Genomic DNA, 21,936 nt, shown 5'->3' on the forward strand with positions numbered 1-21,936 from the left:
CGTCCCGCGGGCGTGCCTTGTCGGATACGCCGCTAGGGTGCGCCGGGTTCGACGACCGCGTGTCGGAAACGGGTCGGCCGGTAGGGCCCGGCCGACCGAAGGACACGGTGCGGGGCCTGGCGCAGCCCCGCACTCTCGGCAGTTTTCTACGGCTCAGTCCGCTTGGCGGCGCAGGAACGCCGGGATGTCCAGGTAGCTGCTGTCGCCGCCGAAGTCGGCCGCGGCCGGCTCGCTGCGGCCACCGCTGCGCAGGTTGTTGGACGTGGTGCTGGCGAAGTTCGGCACGACCGGCTCGTTGAGGTTGGCCATCGCGTCGAAGTCCGGCTGGCCCGTCGTCGCGTTGCGCACCAGCTTGATCGGCGAACGCACCATCGACTCGCGGCCGTACGACGCCGTGCCGTGGTCGCGCGTGGGCAACGCCTGGCGAGACACCGCGCGGTTCAGGCCGGTGGCGACGACCGTGACGCGCACTTCGTCCTGCATGTCCGGATCGAGGACCGTGCCGATGACGACGGTCGCGTCTTCCGAGGCGAAGTTCTCCACCGTGCGGCCCACTTCGTCGAACTCGGCCATCGTGAAGTCCGGGCCGGCGGTGATGTTGACCAGGATGCCGTTGGCACCGGAGAGGTTGACGTCGTCGAGCAGCGGGTTCTGGATCGCCGATTCGGCCGCCGCCTGCGCGCGATCGTCGCCGCGCGCCGCACCCGTGCCCATCATCGCCAGGCCCATCTCGGACATGACGGTGCGCACGTCGGCGAAGTCGACGTTGATCAAACCCGGACGCACGATCAGGTCGGCGATGCCCTGCACCGCGCCGAGCAGCACGTCGTTCGCCGCGCGGAAGGCCTGGATCATCGTGGCGTTGCGGCCCAGCACCGTGATCAGCTTTTCGTTCGGGATCGTGATCAGCGAATCGCAGTGCTGGCCGAGTTCGTCGATGCCCTTGAGCGCCACCTGCATGCGGCGACGGCCTTCGAACGGGAACGGCTTGGTCACCACCGCGACGGTGAGGATGCCCATTTCCTTGGCGAGCTGCGCGACGACGGGCGCGGCGCCCGTGCCGGTGCCGCCGCCCATGCCGGCGGTGATGAACACCATGTCCGAGCCCTGCAGCGCGTCCATGATGCGTTCGCGGTCTTCCAGCGCCGCCTGGCGGCCGACTTCCGGATTCGCGCCGGCGCCGAGCCCCTTGGTGACGTTGGAGCCGAGTTGGAGTTGCAGCTTCGCGCCGCAGTTCTTGATCGCCTGCGAGTCGGTGTTGGCGGTGATGAATTCCACGCCGTCCACGCTGCTGTTGACCATGTGTGCCACGGCGTTGCCGCCGCCGCCGCCGACGCCGACGACCTTGATCACCGCGTTCGGGGCCATCTTTTCAACCAGTTCGAAATGCGCCATGTCCGTGTCCTCTTATAAGTGTTATGTGTACAGCCGCCTTGCTCAGAACTCTCCGCGATACCAGTTCTTCAACTTGTTGAAGAACGAGCCTGCGCGGCCCGCCGAGATCGACGGCCTGCGCGGGTTTTCGATCTGGCTGCCCATCAGCAGCAGCCCGACGCCCGTGGCGTGCACGGGATTGCCGACGACTTCGCCCAGGCCGGTGACGTGCTGCGGGATGCCCACGCGAACGGGCATCTGCAACATTTCCTCGGCGAGTTCGACGACGCCTTCCATCTTCGAAGCACCGCCCGTGAGCACCATCCCGGCGCGCACGTGCTGTTCGAAACCGCTACGGCGCAATTCCGCCTGCACCATCTCGAAGATTTCCTCGTAGCGCGCCTGCACGGCCTGCGCCAGCGAATGACGCGGCAGGCGGCGCGGCGGACGGTCGCCGACGCTCGGCACCTGGATGCTTTCTTCCGCGGTGGCCAGCTGCGCGAGCGCGCAGGCGTAACGCACCTTGATCTGTTCGGCTTCCGGCGTCGGCGTGCGCAGCATGTGCGCGATGTCTTCGGTGACCTTGTCGCCGGCGATCGGGAGCGAGGCGCTGTGTGCGATCGCGCCCTGCACGTGCACCGCGATGTCGGTGGTGCCCGCGCCGAGGTCGACCAGCACGACGCCCAGTTCGCGTTCGTCCGGCGTGAGCACCGCGGTGCTCGATGCGAGCGAGGCCAGGATCAGGTCGTCGACCTGCAACCCGCAGCGCTGCACGCACTTGCTGATGTTGGCCGCGGCCGACTGCGCGCACACGACCAGGTGCGCGTGCACTTCCAGACGCACGCCGGTCATGCCGACGGGATTGCGGATGCCTTCCTGCGAATCATCGAGCACGTAGTCGCGCGGGATCGCGTGCAGGATGCGCTGGTCGGCGGGAATGGCCACGGCCTTCGCCGCTTCGAGCACGCGGTCGAGGTCGGCGTAGGTGACCTCGCCGTCGCGGATCGGCGCGATGCCCTGCGAGTTGCGGCACTGCACGTGGTTGCCGGAAATCGAGGCGTAGACCGAGCGCACCTCGCAGCCGGCCATCAGCTCGGCCTCTTCGACCGCGCGCTGGATCGACTGCACGGTGGATTCGATGTCGACCACCACGCCGCGCTTGAGCCCGCGCGATTCATGCGAGCCGATGCCGATCACCTCGATCGGGCTGCCCGGCGAGTACTCGCCGACGAGCGCCGTGACCTTCGACGTGCCGATGTCGAGTCCGACGATCAACGATTTGTCGCCCTTGCGGTTCATGTATTTCCCTGCGATTGCAATGCGGGCGTCGCGGTGGTGGCCGGCATGTCGGTCCACTGCAGCGCGAAGCCGTTGGTGTAGCGAAGATCGGCGCGTCGCAGCAGGCGCTGCGGCTGCGCGGTGAGTTGCGGAAGCAGGCGCGCGAAGCGGCCCAGGCGCGGACGCGCGTCGCTGCGGCCGACGATCACTTCGGCACCGTCGTTCAGCACGAGCGACCAGCTGCCGCGCGCATCCAGGCGCAACGAACGCACGTCGCGCCCGGTGCTGGCGAACAGCGCGCGCGATTCGTTGTAGAGCGCGACGACGTCCTGCACGCGCGCATCGGGCCCGGCGAGCTGCGGCAGTTTCGCCGGCACGCGGATGCCTTTCACCGGGAACAGCCGGCCGTGCTCGCTGAGCAGGCGATCGGCGCCCCAGCGTGCGAAGGGGCGGTGTTCGACGACCTGCACTTCCAGCACGTCGGGCCAGTGCTTGCGCACTTCGGCGTGCTCGACCCACGGCAGGCGCGCGACGGCGGTCTGCGCGGCTTCGAGATCGACCGCGAAGAACCCGCGTTGCGCATACGGCAGCACGGTGGCGCGCAGTTGCTTTTCATCCACGTTGTGGAGCGAACCCTGCACGCGCAGCGTGCGCAGCGGCCAACGCTCGGACGCCACCCAGCCGTTGAGCAGGGCGACGACCGGCAGCACGACGAGCGCCACCGCCAGGGTCCACGCGAGGATGCGCAACAGCGCGTTCACTTGCGCGCACCTCCGTCGCGGTCCAGCGAGGTTTCGAGGATCCGCCAGCACAGTTCTTCGAACTCGATGCCGACCTGGCGCGCGGCCTTCGGCACCAGCGAATGCGAGGTCATGCCCGGCGCGGTGTTCACTTCGAGCAGGTAGAACTTGCCGCTGGCGCGATCGCGCATGACATCCACGCGCGACCAGCCGCTGCAGTCCACCGCCTTGAACGCGGCGACCGCGAGGCGTCGGATTTCGTCTTCCGCTTCGCCGTCGAGCCCCGGGCACAGGTACTGCGTGTCTTCGGCGACGTACTTGGCGTGGTAGTCGTACCACTGGCCCTTCGGCACGATGCGGATCGACGGCAGCGCGGTGTCGCCGAGCACGGCGACGGTGAGTTCGTCGCCTTCGATCAGTTGCTCCATCAGCAACTCGCCGCGCGCTTCCTCGTCGATGTAACGCTTGGCGAGTTCGACCGCGGCGTCGAGGTCCTTTTCTTCGTAGACGCGCGAGACGCCGACGCTGGAGCCTTCGGCGGCGGGCTTCACGATCACCGGCAGGCCGAGCGACTTCGCGGCGGCGTGGATGTCCGCGCCCTTGCCGAGCTGCACGTATTTCGGGGTCGGCAGGCCGAGCGAAAGCCACACCTGCTTCGTGCGGATCTTGTCCATGCTCAGCGCCGAGCCGAGCACGCCCGAACCGGTGTACGGCACGTTCAACGCATCGAGCAAGCCTTGCAGGATGCCGTCTTCGCCGCCGCCGGCATGGCCGTGGAGGATGTTGAACACACGCGTGAAGTGCTTGTCCTGCAATTCGCGGATGAGGTTCGGGATGCCGTCGACGGCATCGGCGGCGACGCCGCGCGAACGCAATGCGTCGAGCACGTTGCGGCCGGAATCGAGCGAAACCTCGCGCTCGGAACTGGTGCCGCCCATCAGCACGGCGACGCGGCCGAACACGGCCGGGTCGGTCACGCGCAGCGGGGGAAATTGGGGGGCGTTCACTTCACTGCTCCTTCGAAACCTTGCGTGGCGATCTGCTGCGCGGCCGCGCCGATGTCGCCGGCACCCATCAGCAGCAGCAAATCGCCGTCGTGCAACACGTCGGGCAACACTTGCGACAGGTCGCCCGCGCCACCGACGACGATCGGGTCGACGCGGCCGCGCGTGCGGATCGCGCGCGCCAGCGCCTTCGCGTCGGCGCCGGCGATGGGCGCTTCGCCCGCGGGATAGACCTCGGTCAGCACGAGCGCGTCGACCGTCGACAACACCGCGGCGAACTCGTCGAACAGATCGCGCGTACGGCTGTAGCGATGCGGCTGGAACGCGACGACCAGGCGCTTGTCGGGCCAGCCGCCGCGCGCGGCTGCGAACACCGCCTCGAGTTCCTTCGGGTGATGGCCGTAATCGTCGACCAGCTGCACGCTCGCGCCCTTCGCGGTCTTGAGTTGCGCGAGCAGGTTGAAGCGCCGGCCGATACCTTCGAATTTCTTCAGCGCGAAGGCGATCGCCTCGGGCGCCACGCCCAGCTGCCAGCCGATCGCGGCGGCGGCGAGCGCGTTCTGCACGTTGTGGCGGCCGGGCAACGCGAGCTCGACCGGCGTGCGCGAGCCGTCGGGCAGGTGCAGCGTGAAGTGCATGGCCGGGCCGATCTGGCTGACGTCTTCGGCACGGACATCCGCTTCCGGCGCGAAGCCGTAGGTCATCACGTGGCGCGGCGTGCTCTGCGCGAGCGTCGCGACTTCCGGGTCATCGATGCACAACACCGCCAAGCCGTAGAACGGCAGGCGATGCAGGAATTCGTGGAAGGCTTCCTGGACTTTCGCGAAGTCGCCGCCGTAGTTCTCGAGATGGTCGGCGTCGATGTTCGTGACGACCGCGATCGCGGGATTCAGGCGCAGGAACGAGCCGTCGCTTTCGTCGGCTTCCGCGACGAGCCACTGGCCGCCGCCGAGGCGCGCGTTCGCGCCCGCCGCGAGCAGCTTGCCGCCGATGACGAACGTCGGGTCCATGCCGCCCTCGCCCAGGACGCTGGCGGTGAGCGAGGTCGTCGTGGTCTTTCCGTGCGTGCCCGCGACCGCGATGCCGCGGCGGAAGCGCATGAGCTCGGCGAGCATCTCCGCGCGCGGCACGATCGGAATGCGCTGCGCGCGCGCTTCCATCAGTTCCGGGTTGTCCTTGCGGATCGCGCTGGAGACCACGACGCAATCGGTATCGAGCACGTTCGCCGCGGCGTGGCCGCGATGCACCTTCGCGCCGAGTTGCGCCAGGCGGCGCGTGACGGCGTTGTCCGCGTTGTCGGAGCCGGAGACCTGGTAGCCGAGCGTGCACAGCACTTCGGCGATGCCGCTCATGCCCACGCCGCCGATGCCGATGAAGTGCACGCGCGGATAGGCTTTGGCGAGGTCGCCGGTCGCCATCAGGCGGCGTTGCATGTTCGGCTTCATGCGGCCTCCCGGTGCGCGCGGTCGAAGCGCGCGATTTCCTCGAGCACGATCTGCGCCACGCGCGCGGCGGCGTCGGGTCGTGCGATCGCGCGCGCGGCTTCGGCCATCGCGCTGCGCTTGACGGGGTTGGCGCGCAGGTCGTGCAGCACGGTGCGCAGCTGGTCGGCGAGCGCATCGTCCTGCGGCAGCAACACGGCCGCATTGCGCTCGACGAGGTATTCGGCGTTGCGCGTCTGGTGGTCGTCCACCGCCTGCGGGAAGGGCACGAGCACGCTGCCCACGCCCGCGGCGCACAGCTCGGCGAGCGTCAGCGCACCTGCGCGGCACACGACGACGTCGGCCCACGCATACGCGCCGGCCATGTCGGCGATGAAGGGTTCGACGTTCGCGATCAGGCCGGCCTGCGCGTACGCCGCTTCGGCGTCGCCGCGCAACTTTTCGCCGCACTGGTGGCGCACTTCGATGGTGGGATCGTTCATCGCTTGCAAGGCCTTGGGCACCGAGAGGTTCAATGCGCGCGCGCCCTGGCTGCCGCCGAGCACGAGCAGGCGCATGCGGTCGTTGCCGCGCGCCATGCGCATCTGCGGCGGCTGCACGGCCGCGATCTCCTCGCGCACCGGGTTGCCGACCACTTCGGCGATCACGCTGCTGCGGAAGGTTTGCGGGAACCCGGTGAGCACGCGACGCGCCATGCGCGCGAGCACGCGATTGGTGAAGCCGGGGGCGCGGTTCTGTTCGTGCACGAGCAGGGGAATGCCGGCCAGGCGCGCGGCGACGCCGCCCGGCCCCGCCGCATAGCCACCGAAGCTGATCACCGCACGCGGGCGACGCTGCGCGATCACGCGGGCGGCCGCGCGCACGGCACGCAGCACGCGCACGGGCGCGCCGACCAGCGTCGCGATGCCCTTCCCGCGCAGGCCTTTCACCGCGATGGTGTCGAGCGGCACGTCGTGCTGCGGCACCAGGCGCGTTTCCATCTGGCCGTCGGCGCCAAGCCACGTCACTTCCGCGCCGCGCGCACGCAACGCGCGCGCGACCGCGAGCCCCGGGAAGATATGGCCGCCCGTGCCGCCGGCGAGGATCATCACGCGCGCGGGGGCCGTCATGCGGTCCTCCCGAGCGTGGGTTCGACGCGCTGGCGCAGGCGGCTGGTGCCGCGCACGCTCGCCGTCGCTGCCGTCGCAACCGGCTGCGTTGTCGCAGGCACGTTGCCGGACGAGGGCTGCAACGCTTCGCCGCGCAGGCGCGCGACCTGGCGTTCGGCGCGATCGAGTTCGTACGACACGCGCAGCAGCAGACCGATCGCCATGCACGTCATCAGCACGCTCGAACCGCCCGACGAGATCAGCGGGAGCGTTAGGCCCTTGGTCGGCAGCAGGCCGAGGTTGACGCCGATCGACACGAAGCTTTGCAGGCTCATCCACAGCGCGACGCCGAACGCGCAGTAGCCCGCGAAGTGGCGGCGCATCTCGACGCACTTCAGGCCCACCCAGAACGCGCGCCCTGCGAGCAACGCATACAGGCCGATGACGAGGCAGACGCCGACCAATCCGAGCTCTTCTGCGATCACCGCCATGATGAAGTCGGTGTGCGCTTCGGGCAGGTACGAGAGCTTCTGCACCGATGCGCCGAGGCCCACGCCGAACACTTCGCCGCGCCCAACCGCCATCAATGCGTTGGTCAGCTGGTAGCCGCTGTCGAACGGATCGGCCCACGGATCCATGAACGAGGTGAAGCGGCGCACGCGATACGGCTCGGCGATGGCGATGGCGGCGAGCACCGGCAGGCCGATCAGCACGGGGCCGAACATGCGCGGCATGTTCACGCCGCCGAGCACCAGCATGCCCGCGGTGATGGCGAGGATCAGCGAGAGCGAACCGAAATCGGGCTGCAGGATGAGCAGGCCGACGAGCGCGACAGCAACGCCGAGCGGCTTGAGCATCGCCTTCCACGTTGCGTTGACTTCGTCGCGGAAGCGCACGAGATAGCTGGCCAGCCACACGATGTAGAGCAGCTTCACCGCTTCGACGGCCTGGAAGTTGGACACGCCCAGGTTCAGCCAGCGGCGCGCGCCGTTCACCGTGCGGCCGACGCCGGGCACGAACACCGCGAGCAGCAACGCAAAGCACGCCAGCAGCAACAGCTGGTTCTTCGCTTCGATCGTCTTGAGCTCGGTGCGCATCATCCAGAACGCGAGCGCGCAACCACCGGCGAGGAAGACCAGGTGCCGGATCAGGAAATAGAACGGGCCCACGTCGAGCCCTTCGCCGATGGCGATGGAACTCGAAGCGACCATGATCACGCCGATCGACGCGAGCGCGATGGCCGCGCCCATCAGCCACGGGTCGAAGCGCCCCTCGATCGCGTCGAGGCGCGTGGCCTGGTGGCGGGCGCTCGTGCCGTCGCTCATCAGCGCACCTTCAACGTGGCGAGCCCCACCAGCACGAGGATCACGGAGATGATCCAGAAGCGCACGATCACGCGCGGCTCCGGCCAGCCCTTGAGCTCGAAGTGGTGGTGGATGGGGGCCATGCGGAAGACCCGCTTGCCCGTGAGCTTGAACGAGGCGACCTGGATCATCACCGAGAGCGTCTCGACGACGAACACGCCGCCCATGATCACCAGCACCAATTCCTGGCGCACGATGACCGCGACCGTACCGAGCACCGCACCGAGCGCGAGCGCGCCGATGTCGCCCATGAAGACCATCGCCGGATACGTGTTGAACCACAGGAACCCGAGTCCCGCGCCGGCGATCGCCGCGCAGATGATCACGAGTTCACCGGCGCCGGGCACCGGCGGGATCTGCAGGTAGTCGGAGAACACCGCGTTGCCCGATGCATAGGCGAACACGCCGAGCGCGCATGCGACCAGCACGCTGGGCATGATCGCCAGGCCGTCGAGGCCGTCGGTGAGGTTCACCGCGTTGGAGAATCCGACGATCCAGAAGTACGCGAGCGCGACGAAGGTGATCGACGCCAGCGGCAACGCGACCGTCTTGAAGAACGGGATGTAGAACGTGGTCGCCGCCGGCGTATCGGCCGTGTACCAGAGGAACAGGCCGGCGCCCAGGCCGAACAGCGACTGCAGCAGATACTTCCAGCGCGACTTCATCCCGTTGGGATCGCGCTTGACGATCTTGATCCAGTCGTCCCACCAGCCGATCGCGCCGAAAGCCAGCATCACGCCGAGCACGAGCCAGACGTAGCGGTTGCGCAGGTCGCCCCACAGCAACACGGACGCGGCGATCGTCAGCAGGATCAGCGCGCCGCCCATCGTCGGCGTACCCGCCTTGGAGAAATGCGACTGCGGGCCGTCCTTGCGGATCGGCTGGCCGCCCTTGAGCAGCGCGAGGCGGCGGATGATTGCCGGACCCCACCACAGCGAGAGCGCGAGCGCGGTGAGCGCACTGAGGATGCCCCGGAACGTGAGGTACCCGAAGAGCCCGAAGAGGCTCTGGAGTTGTTCCAGCCAGCGGAAGAGTTCAAGCAGCATGCGGATCGTTCCCCTGGTCGCGCAGCAGCGCCGACACGATCTTGTCCATCGCGCTTCCGCGCGAGCCCTTGACCAGCACGCGCACGCCGCCCTGCAAGCCGCGTTCCAGCGATTGCGCGAGCGCGTCGTGCGTTTCGAAGTGATGCCCGCCTTCGCCGAACGCATCGACGGCGTGCTTGCTCAGCGGGCCGAGCGCATACAGGCGCGCGATGCCGGCGCTCTTCGCGCGGCGGCCGGCTTCGGCATGCAGCAGTTCTGCGTCCGCGCCGAGCTCGCGCATGTCGCCGAGCACGAGCCACGCGGTGTCGCCGCTGGCGGCGAGCGTGTCGATCGCGGCGTTGAGCGAACCGGGATTGGCGTTGTAGCTGTCGTCGATCAGGATCGCGCCGCTGGACAGGCGATGCGTGACCAGGCGGCCGGCGACGGGGCGCGCGTGCGCGAGGCCATCGGCGATGACGTCCGGTTCGATGCCCGCGCCGAGCGCGATCGACGCGGCGGCCAGCGCGTTCAACACATTGTGGCGGCCGGCCATCGACAACCCGACCTCGACTTCGCCGATCGGCGTGACCAGCGTGAAGTGCGTGCTCTCGGGCAGTGGGTCGATCGCGTGCGCGGTGACGTCGGCGGTCGCTTCCAGGCCGTAACGGATCAGGCGGCGGCCGTGCGCGCGTTCGGCGAAATACGGCGCGAAGGCGTCGTCGGCGTTGATGACCGCGACGCCGTCGGCCGGCAGCGCATCGTAGATCGCGCCCTTGGTGTCGGCCACGCCGAGCAGGCTGCCCATGCGTTCCAGGTGCGCCGGCGCGATGTTGTTGACCACGCTGATGTCCGGGCGCGCGATGGCGGTGAGGTACGCGATGTCGCCCGGCTTGCCGGCGCCCATTTCGTACACCGCGAAACGCGCATCTTCCGGCGCGTCGAGCACCGCAAGCGGCAAACCGATTTCGTTGTTGCGGTTGCCCGGGTTCGCGTAGACCGCGCCCGCTTCCGGGAACGCGGCGCGGAAGACCGCCAGCACCAGCGTCTTCACGCTCGTCTTGCCGTTGCTGCCGGTGATGGCGATGACCTTGGTCTTGCGGTCGCGCTGCACGGCGGCGGCGAAGGCGGCCAGCGCGCGCTCGGTGTCGGCGACGATCAGTTGCGGCAGCGGGCTGTCGATCTCGCGCGAAACCAGTGCGGCGACGGCGCCGTTGCGCGCGGCCATCGCGACGTGGTCGTGGCCGTCGAAGCGTTCGCCCTTCAACGCGATGAACAGCGGGCGGCCCTGCGGCATGGCGCGCGTGTCGGTGCCCACGACATCGACGATGACGTCCTCGCCCACGACGCGGCCGCCGGTCATGTTCGCGATGCGGGAGAGCGACATGGCGATCATGCGCGCGCCTCCAGAGCCTGTCGGGCGACCAGCGTGTCGTCGAACGCATGGCGCACGCCGTCGATTTCCTGATACGGCTCGTGGCCCTTGCCGGCGATGAGAACGATGTCGTTCGGCCCGGCTTCGCCGACGGCGCGTGCGATGGCTTTCGCGCGGTCGCGTTCGATGGTCAGGCGCGCGTCGTGCCTTAAGGCGTCGCTGAAACCGGCGACGATGTCTTCGACGATCGTGTCGCCGTTCTCGCCGCGCGGGTTGTCGTCGGTGACGATCACGCGGTCGGCGAGGCGCTCGGCGATCGCGGCCATCTGCGGGCGCTTGCCCGTGTCGCGTTCGCCGCCGCAGCCGAAGACGCAGGCCAGCTTTGCCGCGGCGTGCGCGCGCAGCGAGGTCAGCGCTTGTTCGAGTGCGTCGGGCGTGTGCGCGTAGTCGACGACCACCAGCGGCGCATCGCCTTGCCCGCCGAGGCGGTTCATGCGGCCGTGGATCGGCTGCAGGCGCGAAAGCACGTCGGCGACTTGCGCAGGCGCATGGTCGAGCGCGATCAGCGTGCCGGCCACGGCGAGCAGGTTGTCGACGTTGAAGCGGCCGAGCAACGGAGAGCGAACGGCGAGACGTTCGTTGCCGACGATCAGTTCGAAGCCGACGCCGCGGTTGTCGAGCGTGATGTTCTCGGCGCGCACGAAGGCATCGCGGTCGCCGCGCGCGCTGGTGCCCACGTGGCGCACCGTCTTCGGCAGCGCATCGAACATCGCGCGCCCGTAGTCGTCGTCGATGTTGATCACCGCCGCGCGCAGATCCGGCCAGCCGAACAGCTTCGCCTTCGCGGCGCCGTAGCTGGCCATGTCGCCGTGGTAGTCCAGGTGATCTCGCGTGAGGTTCGTGAACACGCCGACGTCGAAATGCACCCCGGCCACGCGTCCCTGGTCGAGCGCGTGCGAGCTGACTTCCATCGACAAGGCCTGCGCACCCTGGTCGCGCAGTTGCGCGATGAGTTGGTGCACCTGCAATACGAGCGGCGTCGTGAAGCCGGTCGGCACGACATCGCCGTACAGGCCCGCACCGAGCGTGCCGATGGACGCAGCGCGCGTGCCCAGCAGCGTCCACGCCTGCGCGAGCAGTTGTACGGTGGAGGTCTTGCCGTTGGTGCCGGTGACGCCGACGGTGGTGAGCGCGTGCGACGGGAAATCGTGGAAGCGATCGGCGAGTTCGCCCAAGCGCCCGCGCAATCCAGGCACGGGAATCGCATCGGCGGGCGCAGGCACGTTTTCCGGCGCCGGGGGTTCGAACAACACCGCGCGCGCGCCGCTGGCCTTCGCTTGTTCGGCGAACAGCAGACCGTGCGCACCGAACCCCGCGATCGCGACGAACGCGTCGCCCGGCTTCACCGCGCGGCTGTCCATCACCAGCCCGGTGATTTCGAGGTCGGCGGGCACGTCCGCGACATCCGGCAGCAGTTGCGCAAGGCGCATCGCGCGCGTCATTGACGCGCTCCCGGCGTGGGCGCGACCGGCAACACGACGGGCGCCGCGGGTGCGGGCGTCACGGCTGCGGCAGTCGGCGCCGCCTTCGGCTTGCGCTTGGCTTCCGCAGCGGCCTGCGCGGCGAGCCATGCATCGAGATCGTCGGGTGCGACGTCCATCAAACGCAGCGCGCCGTCCATCACGTTGTGGAACACCGGCGCGGAGACCAGGCCGCCGACGTACGCGAGTTCGGGCGCGGGGTCGTTGATGACGACGACCATCGAGAAACGCGGATTGCTCGCCGGCACCAGGCCCGCGAAGAACGCGACGTAGCGGCGCGAATAACCGCCCGCGCTCGCCTTGCGCGCGGTGCCGGTCTTGCCGGCGACGCGATAGCCGAGCACGCGCGCCTGCGTCGCGGTGCCGCCGGGCAGCGTCACCGTTTCCATCATGCGCAGGACTTCGTTGGCGACCACCGGATCCATCGCCTGGTGGGCCTCGTTGCGCTGGCCTTTCACGAACGTCGGCGCGACCAGCTTGCCGCCGTTGCCGATCGCAGCGTACGCCTGCGCGATCTGCAACGGGGTCACGCTCAGGCCGTAGCCGTACGACATCGTCTGCTTGCTGGTGCCGCTCCAGCGATCCGGCGCCGGCAGCAGGCCGGCCGCTTCGCCGGGGAATCCGCTCTGCGTGCTCTTGCCATAGCCGAGCTTGCGCAAGTAGTCGTAGAAAGTTTGGTCCGACAGCCGGTGCACGATCATCGCCGCGCCGACGTTGGAGCTCTTCGTGATCACGCCGGTGGTGTCGAGCAGACCGTAATTGTGCGTGTCGGTGGTGCGGTAGCGGCCGTTCGGGATCCAGCCCGGATTGGTGTCGAAGCGCGTGCCCAGCGTGATCTTGTGGTCTTCGAGCGCGGCGGCGACGGTGATCGGCTTCATCGTCGAGCCGGGCTCGATGAGGTCGGTGACCGCGCGGTTGCGGTGCGCGTCGCGATTGGCCGCTTCCACCGCGTTGGGATTGAACGACGGCAGGTTGGCCATCGCGAGCACTTCGCCGGTGGTGACATCCAGCACGACGGCCGAACCGCTGCTCGCGCCCTTTTCGAGCAGCGCGTTGCGCAGCTCGCGATAGGCGAGGAACTGGATGCGGCGGTCGATCGACAGCGTGAGGTCCTTGCCCGGCACGGCGGCGCGGACGAGGTCGACGTTTTCCACGATGCGACCGCGGCGGTCGCGGATCACCTTTTCAGCACCGGGCGTGCCGCGCAGCCATTCGTCAAACGCCAGCTCCAAGCCTTCCTGGCCGCTGTCGTCGATGTCGGTGAAGCCCAGCACGTGCGCGACGGCATCGCCCTGCGGATAGAAGCGGCGGTACTCGCGCTGCGAGAACACGCCGGGGATGCCGAGCTTGACGATCGCCTGCGCGGTTTCCGGGCGCATTCGGCGCTGCAGATAGACGAATTCCTTCGTCGCGCGCTGCGAGAGCTTGCGCGCGAGATGGTCGGCCGGCACGCCGAGGGCCTGCGCGAGTTCCGGGATGCGTTCCGGCGACTTCAGCAGCACCTGCGGGTTGGCCCAGATCGACTCGACCGGCGTGGACACCGCGAGCGGTTCGCCGTTGCGGTCGGTGATCATGCCGCGCGATGTGGCAATCGGGATTTCGCGCAGGAAGCGCGCATCGCCCTGCGCCTGGTAGAAATCGTTGTGCACGACCTGCAGGTCGAACGCGCGTCCGAGCAACGCGACCGAGCACAGGCCCAAGGTGCCGGCGACGATCGACAACCGGCCGCGCAGGTTGAACTGCGCGCGGCCGCGCGGCTTCTGGCGCTGTGCGCCGAACAACGCGCGCAGGCGGCCGAAGGCGTTCGGGCCGCGCTTGTCGCTTTTCGGCGGGATCGGCCTCATGGGCGCACCACCACGGTTTCATCCGCCGACGGGAACACCATGCCGAGCTTGTTGCGCGCGACCTGGTCGATGCGGTTGGCTTCGGCCCACGTCGCCTGTTCGAGCTGCAGGCGCCCGAAGTCGATGTTGAGCTCGTCGCGCTGGCGCTCCAGGCGCTTGAAGGCGACGAACAGCTGGCGGTGTTCGTGGCGTGCGTAGACCACGCCGATCGCCGATGCGATGTTCGCCATCACCAGGAGGAAAAGGAGCGTGCGCAGCATCACGCGGCCTCCCCGATCTTCTCGGCGACGCGCAGCACGGCGCTGCGTGCGCGCGGATTGGCGGCCAGTTCGGCCGGATCGGCTTTGGTGGCGTCACCGATCATGCGCAGCGTCGGCACGAATTCCGCAACGACCGGCATGCGGCGGTTGGTCGGCGGGGCCTTCGCGTGGCGCGCGATGAATTGTTTGACGATGCGGTCTTCCAGCGAGTGGAAGGAGATCACCGCCAGGCGTCCGCCGGGCTTGAGGCAGGCGAGCGCGGCGTCGAGGCCGGTTTCGAGATCGGCCAGTTCGCGATTGATGAAGATGCGGATCGCCTGGAAGGAGCGCGTGGCCGGATGGATCTTCGAATCGCCGCGCGGCATGACCGACGCGATGAGGTCGGCCAGTTGCGCGGTGCGTTCGAGCGGCTGGGTGTCCCGGCGCGCGACGATGGCACGCGCGATGCGGCGCGACTGGCGTTCTTCGCCGTAAGTGAACAGCACGTCCGCGATCTCGCGGTCGTCGGCACGCGCGAGCCACTGCGCGGCGCTTTCGCCGGAATCGGGATCCATGCGCATGTCGAGCGGGCCGTCCTTCGCGAAGGAGAACCCGCGCTCGGCGACATCCAGTTGCGGCGAGGACACGCCGAGGTCGAACAACACACCGTCGAGGCCTTCGCGCGCGAGGTCCCAGGTGCCGAGGTCGGCGAAGCTGCCGCGGCGGATCGCGACGCGGGCATCCGTACCGAACTTGCGTCCGGCTTCGGCGATCGCCTCGGGGTCCTTGTCCATCAGCAGCAAGCGCCCTCCTGCGCCCAACTGGTCCAACACGCCGCCGGCGTGGCCGCCGCGGCCGAAAGTCCCATCCAGGTAACGTCCGTCCGACCGCACACGCAGGCCTTCCATGACCTGCGCGAACAAGACCGGAAGGTGGGCGGACCGGGCATCCGCGCCACCGCCGGTCACAACTGCAGTTCGAGCAGCCCGTCGCCCAGGTCGTCGTCCGACAACGTCTGCCGGATCTGCGCCAGGTGCGACTGCTCGCTCCACAATTCGAACTTGTCGCCCATGCCCAGCAGCACCGCCTTCTTCTCCAGCCCCGTCGCGTTGCGATGGCTCGCCGGCAGCGAAATGCGGCCGCTGGCGTCGGGCTCGACGAAGGTGGCCGCGCCGACCAGCTTCAGCTGCAGGTTGCGGCTGACGCTCTTGGTGCGCGGGAGGGCGTTGACCTGGTCGCGGACGCGCTCCCAGGCGGGCATCGGGTAGAGATAGAGGCAACCGGCGTCGAACGGGTTGTAGGTGACCACCAACTGGTTGCCGCACTCGCGCGCGACGACGTCCCGGTAGCTGGTCGGGATGGCCAGCCGGCCCTTGTCGTCGATTGTGATGGCGGTCTCACCCTGGAACATCGCCCTGCCCGGTTTTGCCCGTCTGCCGCGGGCTCGTTGAGTTGGGTCTCCACGGATTTCCCGGAATTCCCACGAGTCGCCACGTTAGGCCCCGCCCACAGGGTTGTCAACAGGCTTCGGGACAAGTTTTCGCTTTTGCCATCAATGGCTTGCGACGAACTTCAGAGTCTGGTTCAAGACTTATCCACTAAGCCTTGAATCGTCTCAAATTGTGAGATTGGACCCCTCCCGGTCCCCTTCGGCCTTCCTCACCCCGACCGGCGGGTTCTGCCACAATCCCGCCCGGCGGAGTCGGCCAGGCAACCGCGTCGCGCGCAAGCGCGCCGAGGAAAGTCCGGGCTCCACAGGGCACGGTGCCAGGTAATGCCTGGGCGGCGCGAGCCGACGGAAAGTGCAGCAGAAAGAAACCGCCGATGGCCCTTCGGGGATCAGGCAAGGGTGAAATGGTGCGGTAAGAGCGCACCGCGAGTCCGGTAACGGACCGGCACGGCAAACCCCACCGGGAGCAAGGCCAAATAGGGACCTCATGACGTTGCCCGCGTCGGGTCCGGGTAGGCTGCTTGAGCGGACTGGCGACAGGACGCCTAGAGGAATGGTTGCCCCAGACAAAACCCGGCTTATCGGCCAACTCCGCCACTAAAAAGCCCGCTCACGCGGGCTTTTTGGTGCGCGCTCAACTTCCGTAGAGGGCTTTGCGCGGCGCGCCGCTGAGTTCGGCGGCGAGTTTGGCGGCGGTCGAGGGCGGCAGGTGTTCCCCGAGTTTGGCGTACAGGCGGCGGCCTTCGACGATGCGCGCGTCTTCGTCTTCGCCGGCCCCCGCCACGAGGACGACGAACTCGCCCTTGCGCTGGTTGGGATCGGCGGCCACGCGCGCCTGCAGTGCTTCGAGCGTGCCGTCGAGGACGGTTTCGAAGAGCTTCGTCAGTTCGCGCGCGATCACCGCGCGGCGTTGCCCGCCGAAGATCGTCGCCATGTCGGCGAGCGTTTCCTCGATGCGGTGCGCCGATTCGTAGAACGCGAGCGTGCGCGTTTCCGTGGCGAGCGGCGCCAGGCGTTCACGGCGCGCGTTGCCTTTCGCCGGCAGGAATCCTTCGAAAACGAGCCGATCGCTCGGCAGGCCCGCGACGCTCAGCGCGGCGACGAACGCGCACGCGCCCGGCACCGGGCTCACCGCGATGCCCGCCGCGCGGGCCGCGCGCACGAGGCGAAAGCCCGGGTCGCTCACCAGGGGCGTGCCGGCGTCCGACACCAGGCCGAGCGATTCGCCCGCCTGCAAACGGGCGACCAGCTTTTCCGCGAGCTGCTCTTCGTTGTGTTCGTGCAACGCGACCAGCGGCCGTTCGAGCCCGTAGTGCGCGAGCATCTGCCGCGTGTGGCGCGTGTCTTCCGCGCAGATGGCCGACACCGCGCGCAGCGTGTCGAGCGCACGCGGCGAGAGGTCGCCGAGATTCCCGATGGGCGTCGCGATCACGTGCAGCGTGCCGGGTCGAGCTGGGGAGGACATCGGTGAACCCTTCGGCGAAATACGCACGTCGAAGGTGGCATCGACGGGCAGGCGGGTAGAATCCTAGCCGCTTCCCCGCGCTCGATGAGGACCCTGATGCCTTCCACCCGTGTCTGCTTCCAAAGGAATTGGCTGCGCGCCGTGCTGCTGGGCCTGCTCGCCATCGGCCTGGCCGGTTGCGCGACGGTGAAGGTCACCGGGCCGTCGACGGCGGGACACACCTATTCGCCCGCGTTCGCGCAGGCGCGCGACCTGGCCAGCAAGGAATCCACGCTGCCCGCCGACCAGCGCGCCGCGAACGCGCGCGCGATCGACAAGCTGCTGGCCGGCCTGGACGACGCCACCCTCTCCGCCGACGCGGCTGCGTTGCCCGCGGGCGATCCGCTCTATCAATACGCGGGCCATGCGCTGCAGCGCCGTGGCCTGCCGCTGCCGCGCCCGTTCGATCGCGGCGCGTGGAGATTCGACGCCGGCAATCGCCCGCCCGCCGAAGGCGACGGCTATCGCCCGCCGGTGAAGCTCGCGGTGCTGCTGCCGCTGTCGGGCAGTCTCGCGCCGGCCGCCGCGCCCGTGCGGGACGGCTTCCTCACCGGGTATTACGGCGAATCGCGTCGCCGCCCCGAAATCACGTTCTACGACACGGCCATGGTCGGCGCTGCGGCCGCGTACGCGAAGGCCGTCGCGGAGGGCAACGACTTCGTCGTCGGGCCGCTGGGTCGCGAGGAAGTCTCCGCGGTGTTCCGCGGCGCGCAGGGCACGGTGCCGATGCTCGCGCTCAATCGCGCGTCGGTTCCGCCGCCGGCCGGCAATGCCAGCTTCTCGCTGTCGCCGGAAGACGATGGCATCGCCGCCGCCGAATACCTGCGCGCACGCAAGGCCGTGCGCGTGCTGGTGATCACCGGCGTCGACGAAGGCCTGCATCGCGCCGCCTCGGCGCTGCGCGATGCATTGGCCGAACGCGGCGGCACGGTGGTCGAGTCGCTCGACATGGGCGGCGACGCCGCATCGCTACTCGCACGCCTGCAAGCCTCGGTGCAGAAGGCCGGCCAGGTCGACGCAGTGTTCCTCGCCACGCGCGCGTCGGAAGCGCGCACGATCGCCCCGCTGCTGGCCTCTGCGGGGCTCGCCGGCAAGCCGCTGGTCGCGACGTCCGCACTCGCGTCGGGCACGGGCAAGCCGGCCGAAGACATGGTGCTCGATGGCATCGCGTATCCCACCGAGCCGTGGACGGTGCGCGGCGTTTCGGGTCTGCCGTCTGCTGCGAGCGTCGCATCGCAACTGAAGACGGCGCGCGGTCCCGCGGCCCGCCTGTTCGCCTTCGGTTACGACGCATGGCTGATCACGGCGTATCTCGAGAAGCTCGCGCTCGATCCCAACGGTTCGGTGCAAGGCGCGACCGGAACGCTGCGCCTGGATCCGGTCGGCAACATCCTGCATACGCCGACGTGGTCGACGTTCCGGGGCGGCATGCAGGTGCCGCTCGCGGATGCGGCGGCGCGCTGACGCGCCGCCCATCGATCGCCGCGCGCGCGGCGCCGCCGTCGAGGCCGCCGCGCTCGCTCATCTGCAGACGCATGGCCTTCGGCTGATCGCGCGCAATGCGCTGAGCAGGGTCGGTGAGCTCGACCTCGTGATGCGCGATGGCGCGAGCGTCGTGTTCTTCGAAGTGCGGTATCGCGCGCAGTCGGGGTATGGCGGCGGTGCGGCGTCCATCGACGCGGCCAAACGGCGCAAGCTGGTGCGCGCGGCGCACGTGTTCCTCAAGCGCAACCCGGCCCTCGCCCAGTGTCCGTGCCGCTTCGATGTCGTGGACGCCAGCGGCGATCCCGAGGCGCCCGACTTGCGCTGGCTCCGCGCGGCCTTCACCACCGGGGGCTGACCGCACTGCCGATGTGCACTTGACGCTGGGCGCGCGCGGGGTTGCCATGCAGGCACCGATCCTGCGAGGTGGTCATGCCGCTCATTCGACTTCGCACCGCCCTCGCCGTCCTCCTGCTGGGCTTGAGTTGCATCGCACATGCGCAGGACGCGGCGCCGCGCAAGCTGCGCGTCCTGTTCGTCGGCAACAGCCTGACCTACGTCAACGATCTGCCCGCGACGTTCCGCGCGCTCGCGGCATCGCAACCCGCGCCGGTGGCGATCGAGACGCAGACCTTCGTCGAGCCTGGCGGCTCGCTCGCCGATCGCTGGAACGACGGAAAGGCCGCCGCCGCGCTCGCCGGCGGACATTGGGATGCACTGGTGCTGCAGGAACGCGGTGGCGTGCTCGCGTGCATGGTCGACAGCGAACAACGCAGTTCCGTCGATTGCCGCGCAAGCGAACGTGCGCACCGCGAGTTCGCCGCAAAGGCGAAGGCCGTCGGCACGCCGGTCTACCTGCTCGCGACGTGGGGCCCGGACGATACGTGGCAGGGCAAACTCGACCGCGCGGCGAAACAGATCGCATCGCGCACGGATGCGAAAGTCATTCCCGCGGGCAAGGCGCTGCGCGCGCTCGCGCATCGCAACGGCGACAAGGCCACATTCCCCGACACCGTGCACCCGAGCCTGGTCGCCACGCTGGTGATGGCGGCGCAATTGCACGAAGCGATCGTCGGCGCGTGGCCACAACCTGCGGACGTCACGCTGGACTTCGCGTTGCTCCCGGCGAATGCGGCGGTGACCGCCGACACGCCGATGGAGTCGCAGGAACAGCTGAAAGGTCAGCCGAAGAAGACGGTGGTGAAGGCCGATGCGATGGCAGTGGTGATCGACGCGGCGAAGTGACCGTGCGTCAGGCGAAGTGTTGCCAGCCTGCGGAATCCGAGCCCCACGGCGCGCCATCCGAACCACGCACATCGACCCCCTCGCCCGCGACGACCGTCCCGATGCGCGTCACCGCCACACCCGCCTCGCATGCAGCCGCTTCCACCGCATCCCGTTCATCGGAACGCGCCGTGAAACACAACTCGTAATCATCGCCGCCGGCGGCCTGCAGATGCCGCCGCGCGTCGCCACCGAAGCCGGTGCGCAATGCCTCCGATGCCGGCAACGCGTCCACATCGATCTGCGCACCGACGCCGCTTGCGACGCACACATGCGTCAGATCCGCGAGCAACCCATCCGACACATCGATGCACGCATTCGCAACACCCGCGAGCGCACGCCCCAATGCAACACGCGGGACAGGCCGATCCAATCGTTCACGCAACGAGGAGTCGATCAGCGCCCCCGCGCGCCATTGCGTCAACGCAGCGGCCGCATCGCCGAGCGTGCCGCTCACCCACACGTCGTCGCCGTCGCGCGCAGCTGCGCGCCGCAATGCGCGCGCTGCATCCACGAACCCGTGCACCGTGACGCTCACCGACAACGGCCCGCGCGTTGTATCGCCGCCGACCAACGCGACGCCGTGCATCGCCGCCAATGCCGTGAAGCCATCGAGGAAGGCATCGACCCACGCCGGATCGCCGTCGGGCAACGACAGGGACAAGGTGCACCACGCAGGCTGCGCGCCCATCGCCGCAAGGTCGGACAGATTCACCGCGAGCGCCTTCCACCCGATGTCGGAGGCGGCGGTTTCGACAGGAAAATGCACGCCCGCGTTGAGCGTGTCGGTCGCCACCACCAGCGTCTGGCCGGTGGGAACCTGCAACAGCGCCGCATCGTCGCCGATGCCGAGCAACACGTCGTCGCGCGCGGTGGCGGCGCGACGCCGGATCCGTTCGATCAGGTCGAACTCGCGCGCGCTCACTTGCGCGAGGCGTCGAACTCCGCCGTGCGCCACGCGGCGGCTGCATGGTCGAGCACGCCGTTGACGAACGTGTGGCCGTGCTCGGAACCGAAGCGCTTGGTGCTGTCGATCGCCTCGTTCAACACGACGCGGTACGGCACGTCGAGTCGATGGCGCAGTTCGTACGCGGCGATGCGCATCGCGGCGCGTTCGATCGGGTCGACTTCCTCGACAGTGCGATCCAGGAATTCCTGCAACGCCGCGTCCAGTTCGCGCACGTGCTTGGTCACGCCGATCACCAGGTCCTCGAAATACGCGACGTCCGCGATTTCGTGCGCCTGCTCGTGCGCGAACTGCGCGATGATCTGCTGCGCCGTGCCGCCGGACATCTGCCAGGCGTAGATCGCCTGCAGCGCGCGGCGTCGTGCGCGCGAACGGTGGACCGGGTCGATGCCGTCGCGGCGTCGGTTCAAGGCAACTTCTCCAGCAGGTTGTGCATTTCGATGGCGGCCAGCGCCGCCTCCTCGCCCTTGTTGCCGTGGCTGCCGCCCGCGCGCGCTTCGGCGTCCTCGAAACGTTCGGCCGCCAGCACGCCGTTGAGCACCGGCACGCGATAGTCGATCGACACGCGCATCAGGCCGTCGGCGCAACGATCCGCCACGTGTTCGTAATGCCGCGTGTCGCCGCGCACGACGCACCCGAGCGCGACGATCGCGACGTGCTTGCCGGCGGCGCCCAGGCGCGCGGCGGCGACCGGCAATTCCCACGCGCCGGGCACGCGCACGAAGTCGAGCGCTTCGGCCGCGATGCCGTTGTCGATGAAGGCCTTGCGCGCGCCTTCGACCAGCGCGTCGGTGACGCGCGGGTTCCAGCGGGCGGCGAGGATGGCGAAGCGGGCGCCGGGTGCGGCACGCAGGTCGCCTTCGATGAACTTCATGGACGGGTCGGTCGCAGGGCCGCGGGGGGCGCGCAGTTTAGCGCGCGGGCCATTCGACATGCGC

The 21,936-nt window shown here is 69.0% G+C and carries 18 protein-coding genes, 1 other RNA gene and 3 pseudogenes; 4 read left to right on the plus strand and 18 right to left on the minus strand.

The window, feature by feature from the left end; translation table 11 throughout:
- Window positions 1–153: 153 nt before the first annotated feature.
- The 14 genes and pseudogenes from ftsZ to mraZ all read right to left on the minus strand — a co-directional run bounded on the left by ftsZ (window position 154) and on the right by mraZ (window position 15,722).
- Entirely contained in the window at window positions 154–1,395 is a 1,242-nt protein-coding gene (gene ftsZ / locus LF41_RS10715; RefSeq protein WP_036169408.1) for a cell division protein FtsZ, read from the minus strand.
- A gap of 42 nt (window positions 1,396–1,437) precedes the next feature.
- A complete protein-coding gene (gene ftsA / locus LF41_RS10720) occupies window positions 1,438–2,673 on the minus strand; it encodes a cell division protein FtsA (protein ID WP_036169410.1) in 1,236 nt (411 codons plus the stop codon).
- Between the two features lie 56 nt (window positions 2,674–2,729).
- Window positions 2,730–3,413: pseudogene (locus tag LF41_RS10725) on the minus strand (cell division protein FtsQ/DivIB); the annotation flags it as partial.
- Complete coding sequence (locus LF41_RS10730; protein WP_036169413.1) at window positions 3,410–4,399, minus strand: D-alanine--D-alanine ligase; 990 nt, start codon at window positions 4,397–4,399, stop codon at window positions 3,410–3,412. The pseudogene LF41_RS10725 and the gene LF41_RS10730, both read right to left, overlap by 4 nt.
- Window positions 4,396–5,829: a UDP-N-acetylmuramate--L-alanine ligase gene (gene murC, locus LF41_RS10735; RefSeq protein ID WP_036169547.1), complete on the minus strand. Its 1,434-nt coding sequence runs from the start codon at window positions 5,827–5,829 to the stop codon at window positions 4,396–4,398. Before murC ends, LF41_RS10730 begins: the two co-directional genes overlap by 4 nt.
- Window positions 5,830–5,876: 47 nt before the next feature.
- Window positions 5,877–6,947: pseudogene (gene murG, locus LF41_RS10740) on the minus strand (undecaprenyldiphospho-muramoylpentapeptide beta-N-acetylglucosaminyltransferase); the annotation flags it as partial.
- Entirely contained in the window at window positions 6,944–8,251 is a 1,308-nt protein-coding gene (gene ftsW / locus LF41_RS10745; RefSeq protein WP_036169416.1) for a putative lipid II flippase FtsW, read from the minus strand. The gene ftsW and the pseudogene murG, both read right to left, overlap by 4 nt.
- A complete protein-coding gene (mraY, locus tag LF41_RS10750; RefSeq protein WP_036169419.1) occupies window positions 8,251–9,336 on the minus strand; it encodes a phospho-N-acetylmuramoyl-pentapeptide-transferase in 1,086 nt (361 codons plus the stop codon). Before mraY ends, ftsW begins: the two co-directional genes overlap by 1 nt.
- Window positions 9,326–10,708, minus strand: coding sequence for a UDP-N-acetylmuramoyl-tripeptide--D-alanyl-D-alanine ligase (locus LF41_RS10755; RefSeq protein ID WP_036169421.1), 1,383 nt, complete (start codon window positions 10,706–10,708; stop codon window positions 9,326–9,328). The genes mraY and LF41_RS10755 overlap by 11 nt, the downstream gene beginning before the upstream one ends.
- Window positions 10,705–12,189, minus strand: coding sequence for a UDP-N-acetylmuramoyl-L-alanyl-D-glutamate--2,6-diaminopimelate ligase (locus LF41_RS10760; protein ID WP_036169423.1), 1,485 nt, complete (start codon window positions 12,187–12,189; stop codon window positions 10,705–10,707). Before LF41_RS10760 ends, LF41_RS10755 begins: the two co-directional genes overlap by 4 nt.
- Window positions 12,186–14,072, minus strand: a complete 1,887-nt coding sequence (locus LF41_RS10765) for a peptidoglycan D,D-transpeptidase FtsI family protein (protein WP_084073550.1) — start codon at window positions 14,070–14,072, stop codon at window positions 12,186–12,188. The genes LF41_RS10760 and LF41_RS10765 overlap by 4 nt, the downstream gene beginning before the upstream one ends.
- On the minus strand, window positions 14,069–14,332 hold the full coding sequence (gene ftsL, locus LF41_RS10770; protein ID WP_036169426.1) for a cell division protein FtsL: 264 nt from the start codon (window positions 14,330–14,332) through the stop codon (window positions 14,069–14,071). Before ftsL ends, LF41_RS10765 begins: the two co-directional genes overlap by 4 nt.
- A complete protein-coding gene (gene rsmH, locus LF41_RS10775; RefSeq protein WP_036169429.1) occupies window positions 14,332–15,279 on the minus strand; it encodes a 16S rRNA (cytosine(1402)-N(4))-methyltransferase RsmH in 948 nt (315 codons plus the stop codon). The genes ftsL and rsmH overlap by 1 nt, the downstream gene beginning before the upstream one ends.
- Window positions 15,276–15,722, minus strand: coding sequence for a division/cell wall cluster transcriptional repressor MraZ (mraZ, locus tag LF41_RS10780; protein ID WP_036169432.1), 447 nt, complete (start codon window positions 15,720–15,722; stop codon window positions 15,276–15,278). Before mraZ ends, rsmH begins: the two co-directional genes overlap by 4 nt.
- Before the next feature lie 287 nt (window positions 15,723–16,009).
- On the opposite strand from mraZ, the gene rnpB reads away from it, so the two are divergent.
- Window positions 16,010–16,358: RNase P RNA component class A (rnpB, locus tag LF41_RS16185), an RNA gene on the plus strand.
- A gap of 37 nt (window positions 16,359–16,395) precedes the next feature.
- Here the strand turns inward: rnpB and rsmI are convergent.
- Window positions 16,396–17,226, minus strand: coding sequence for a 16S rRNA (cytidine(1402)-2'-O)-methyltransferase (gene rsmI, locus LF41_RS10785; protein WP_036169434.1), 831 nt, complete (start codon window positions 17,224–17,226; stop codon window positions 16,396–16,398).
- A gap of 234 nt (window positions 17,227–17,460) precedes the next feature.
- Here rsmI and LF41_RS10790 point away from each other — a divergent pair.
- The 3 genes and pseudogenes from LF41_RS10790 to LF41_RS10800 all read left to right on the plus strand — a co-directional run.
- Window positions 17,461–18,729: pseudogene (locus LF41_RS10790) on the plus strand (penicillin-binding protein activator); the annotation flags it as partial.
- The gene (locus LF41_RS10795; protein ID WP_036169435.1) at window positions 18,713–19,105 is read left to right on the plus strand and encodes a YraN family protein; all 393 of its coding nucleotides are present in this window, start codon (window positions 18,713–18,715) and stop codon (window positions 19,103–19,105) included. The pseudogene LF41_RS10790 and the gene LF41_RS10795, both read left to right, overlap by 17 nt.
- A gap of 74 nt (window positions 19,106–19,179) precedes the next feature.
- Entirely contained in the window at window positions 19,180–19,992 is an 813-nt protein-coding gene (locus LF41_RS10800) for an SGNH/GDSL hydrolase family protein (RefSeq protein WP_036169436.1), read from the plus strand.
- A 7-nt stretch (window positions 19,993–19,999) separates the two neighbouring features.
- Here LF41_RS10800 and thiL read toward each other — a convergent pair whose 3' ends face one another.
- Genes thiL through ribH form a run of 3 tightly spaced genes read right to left on the minus strand, consistent with a single transcriptional unit; the run spans window position 20,000 to window position 21,872 of the window.
- Window positions 20,000–20,956: a thiamine-phosphate kinase gene (thiL, locus tag LF41_RS10805; RefSeq protein WP_036169437.1), complete on the minus strand. Its 957-nt coding sequence runs from the start codon at window positions 20,954–20,956 to the stop codon at window positions 20,000–20,002.
- Window positions 20,953–21,408: a transcription antitermination factor NusB gene (gene nusB, locus LF41_RS10810; protein WP_036169438.1), complete on the minus strand. Its 456-nt coding sequence runs from the start codon at window positions 21,406–21,408 to the stop codon at window positions 20,953–20,955. The genes thiL and nusB overlap by 4 nt, the downstream gene beginning before the upstream one ends.
- Window positions 21,405–21,872 (minus strand): 6,7-dimethyl-8-ribityllumazine synthase, encoded by a 468-nt coding sequence (gene ribH / locus LF41_RS10815; RefSeq protein ID WP_036169441.1) that lies wholly within the window; start codon window positions 21,870–21,872, stop codon window positions 21,405–21,407. The genes nusB and ribH overlap by 4 nt, the downstream gene beginning before the upstream one ends.
- Window positions 21,873–21,936 lie beyond the last annotated feature (64 nt).

This window comes from Lysobacter dokdonensis DS-58, assembly GCF_000770795.1.
GTDB classification, from domain to species: Bacteria; Pseudomonadota; Gammaproteobacteria; order Xanthomonadales; family Xanthomonadaceae; genus Noviluteimonas; species Noviluteimonas dokdonensis.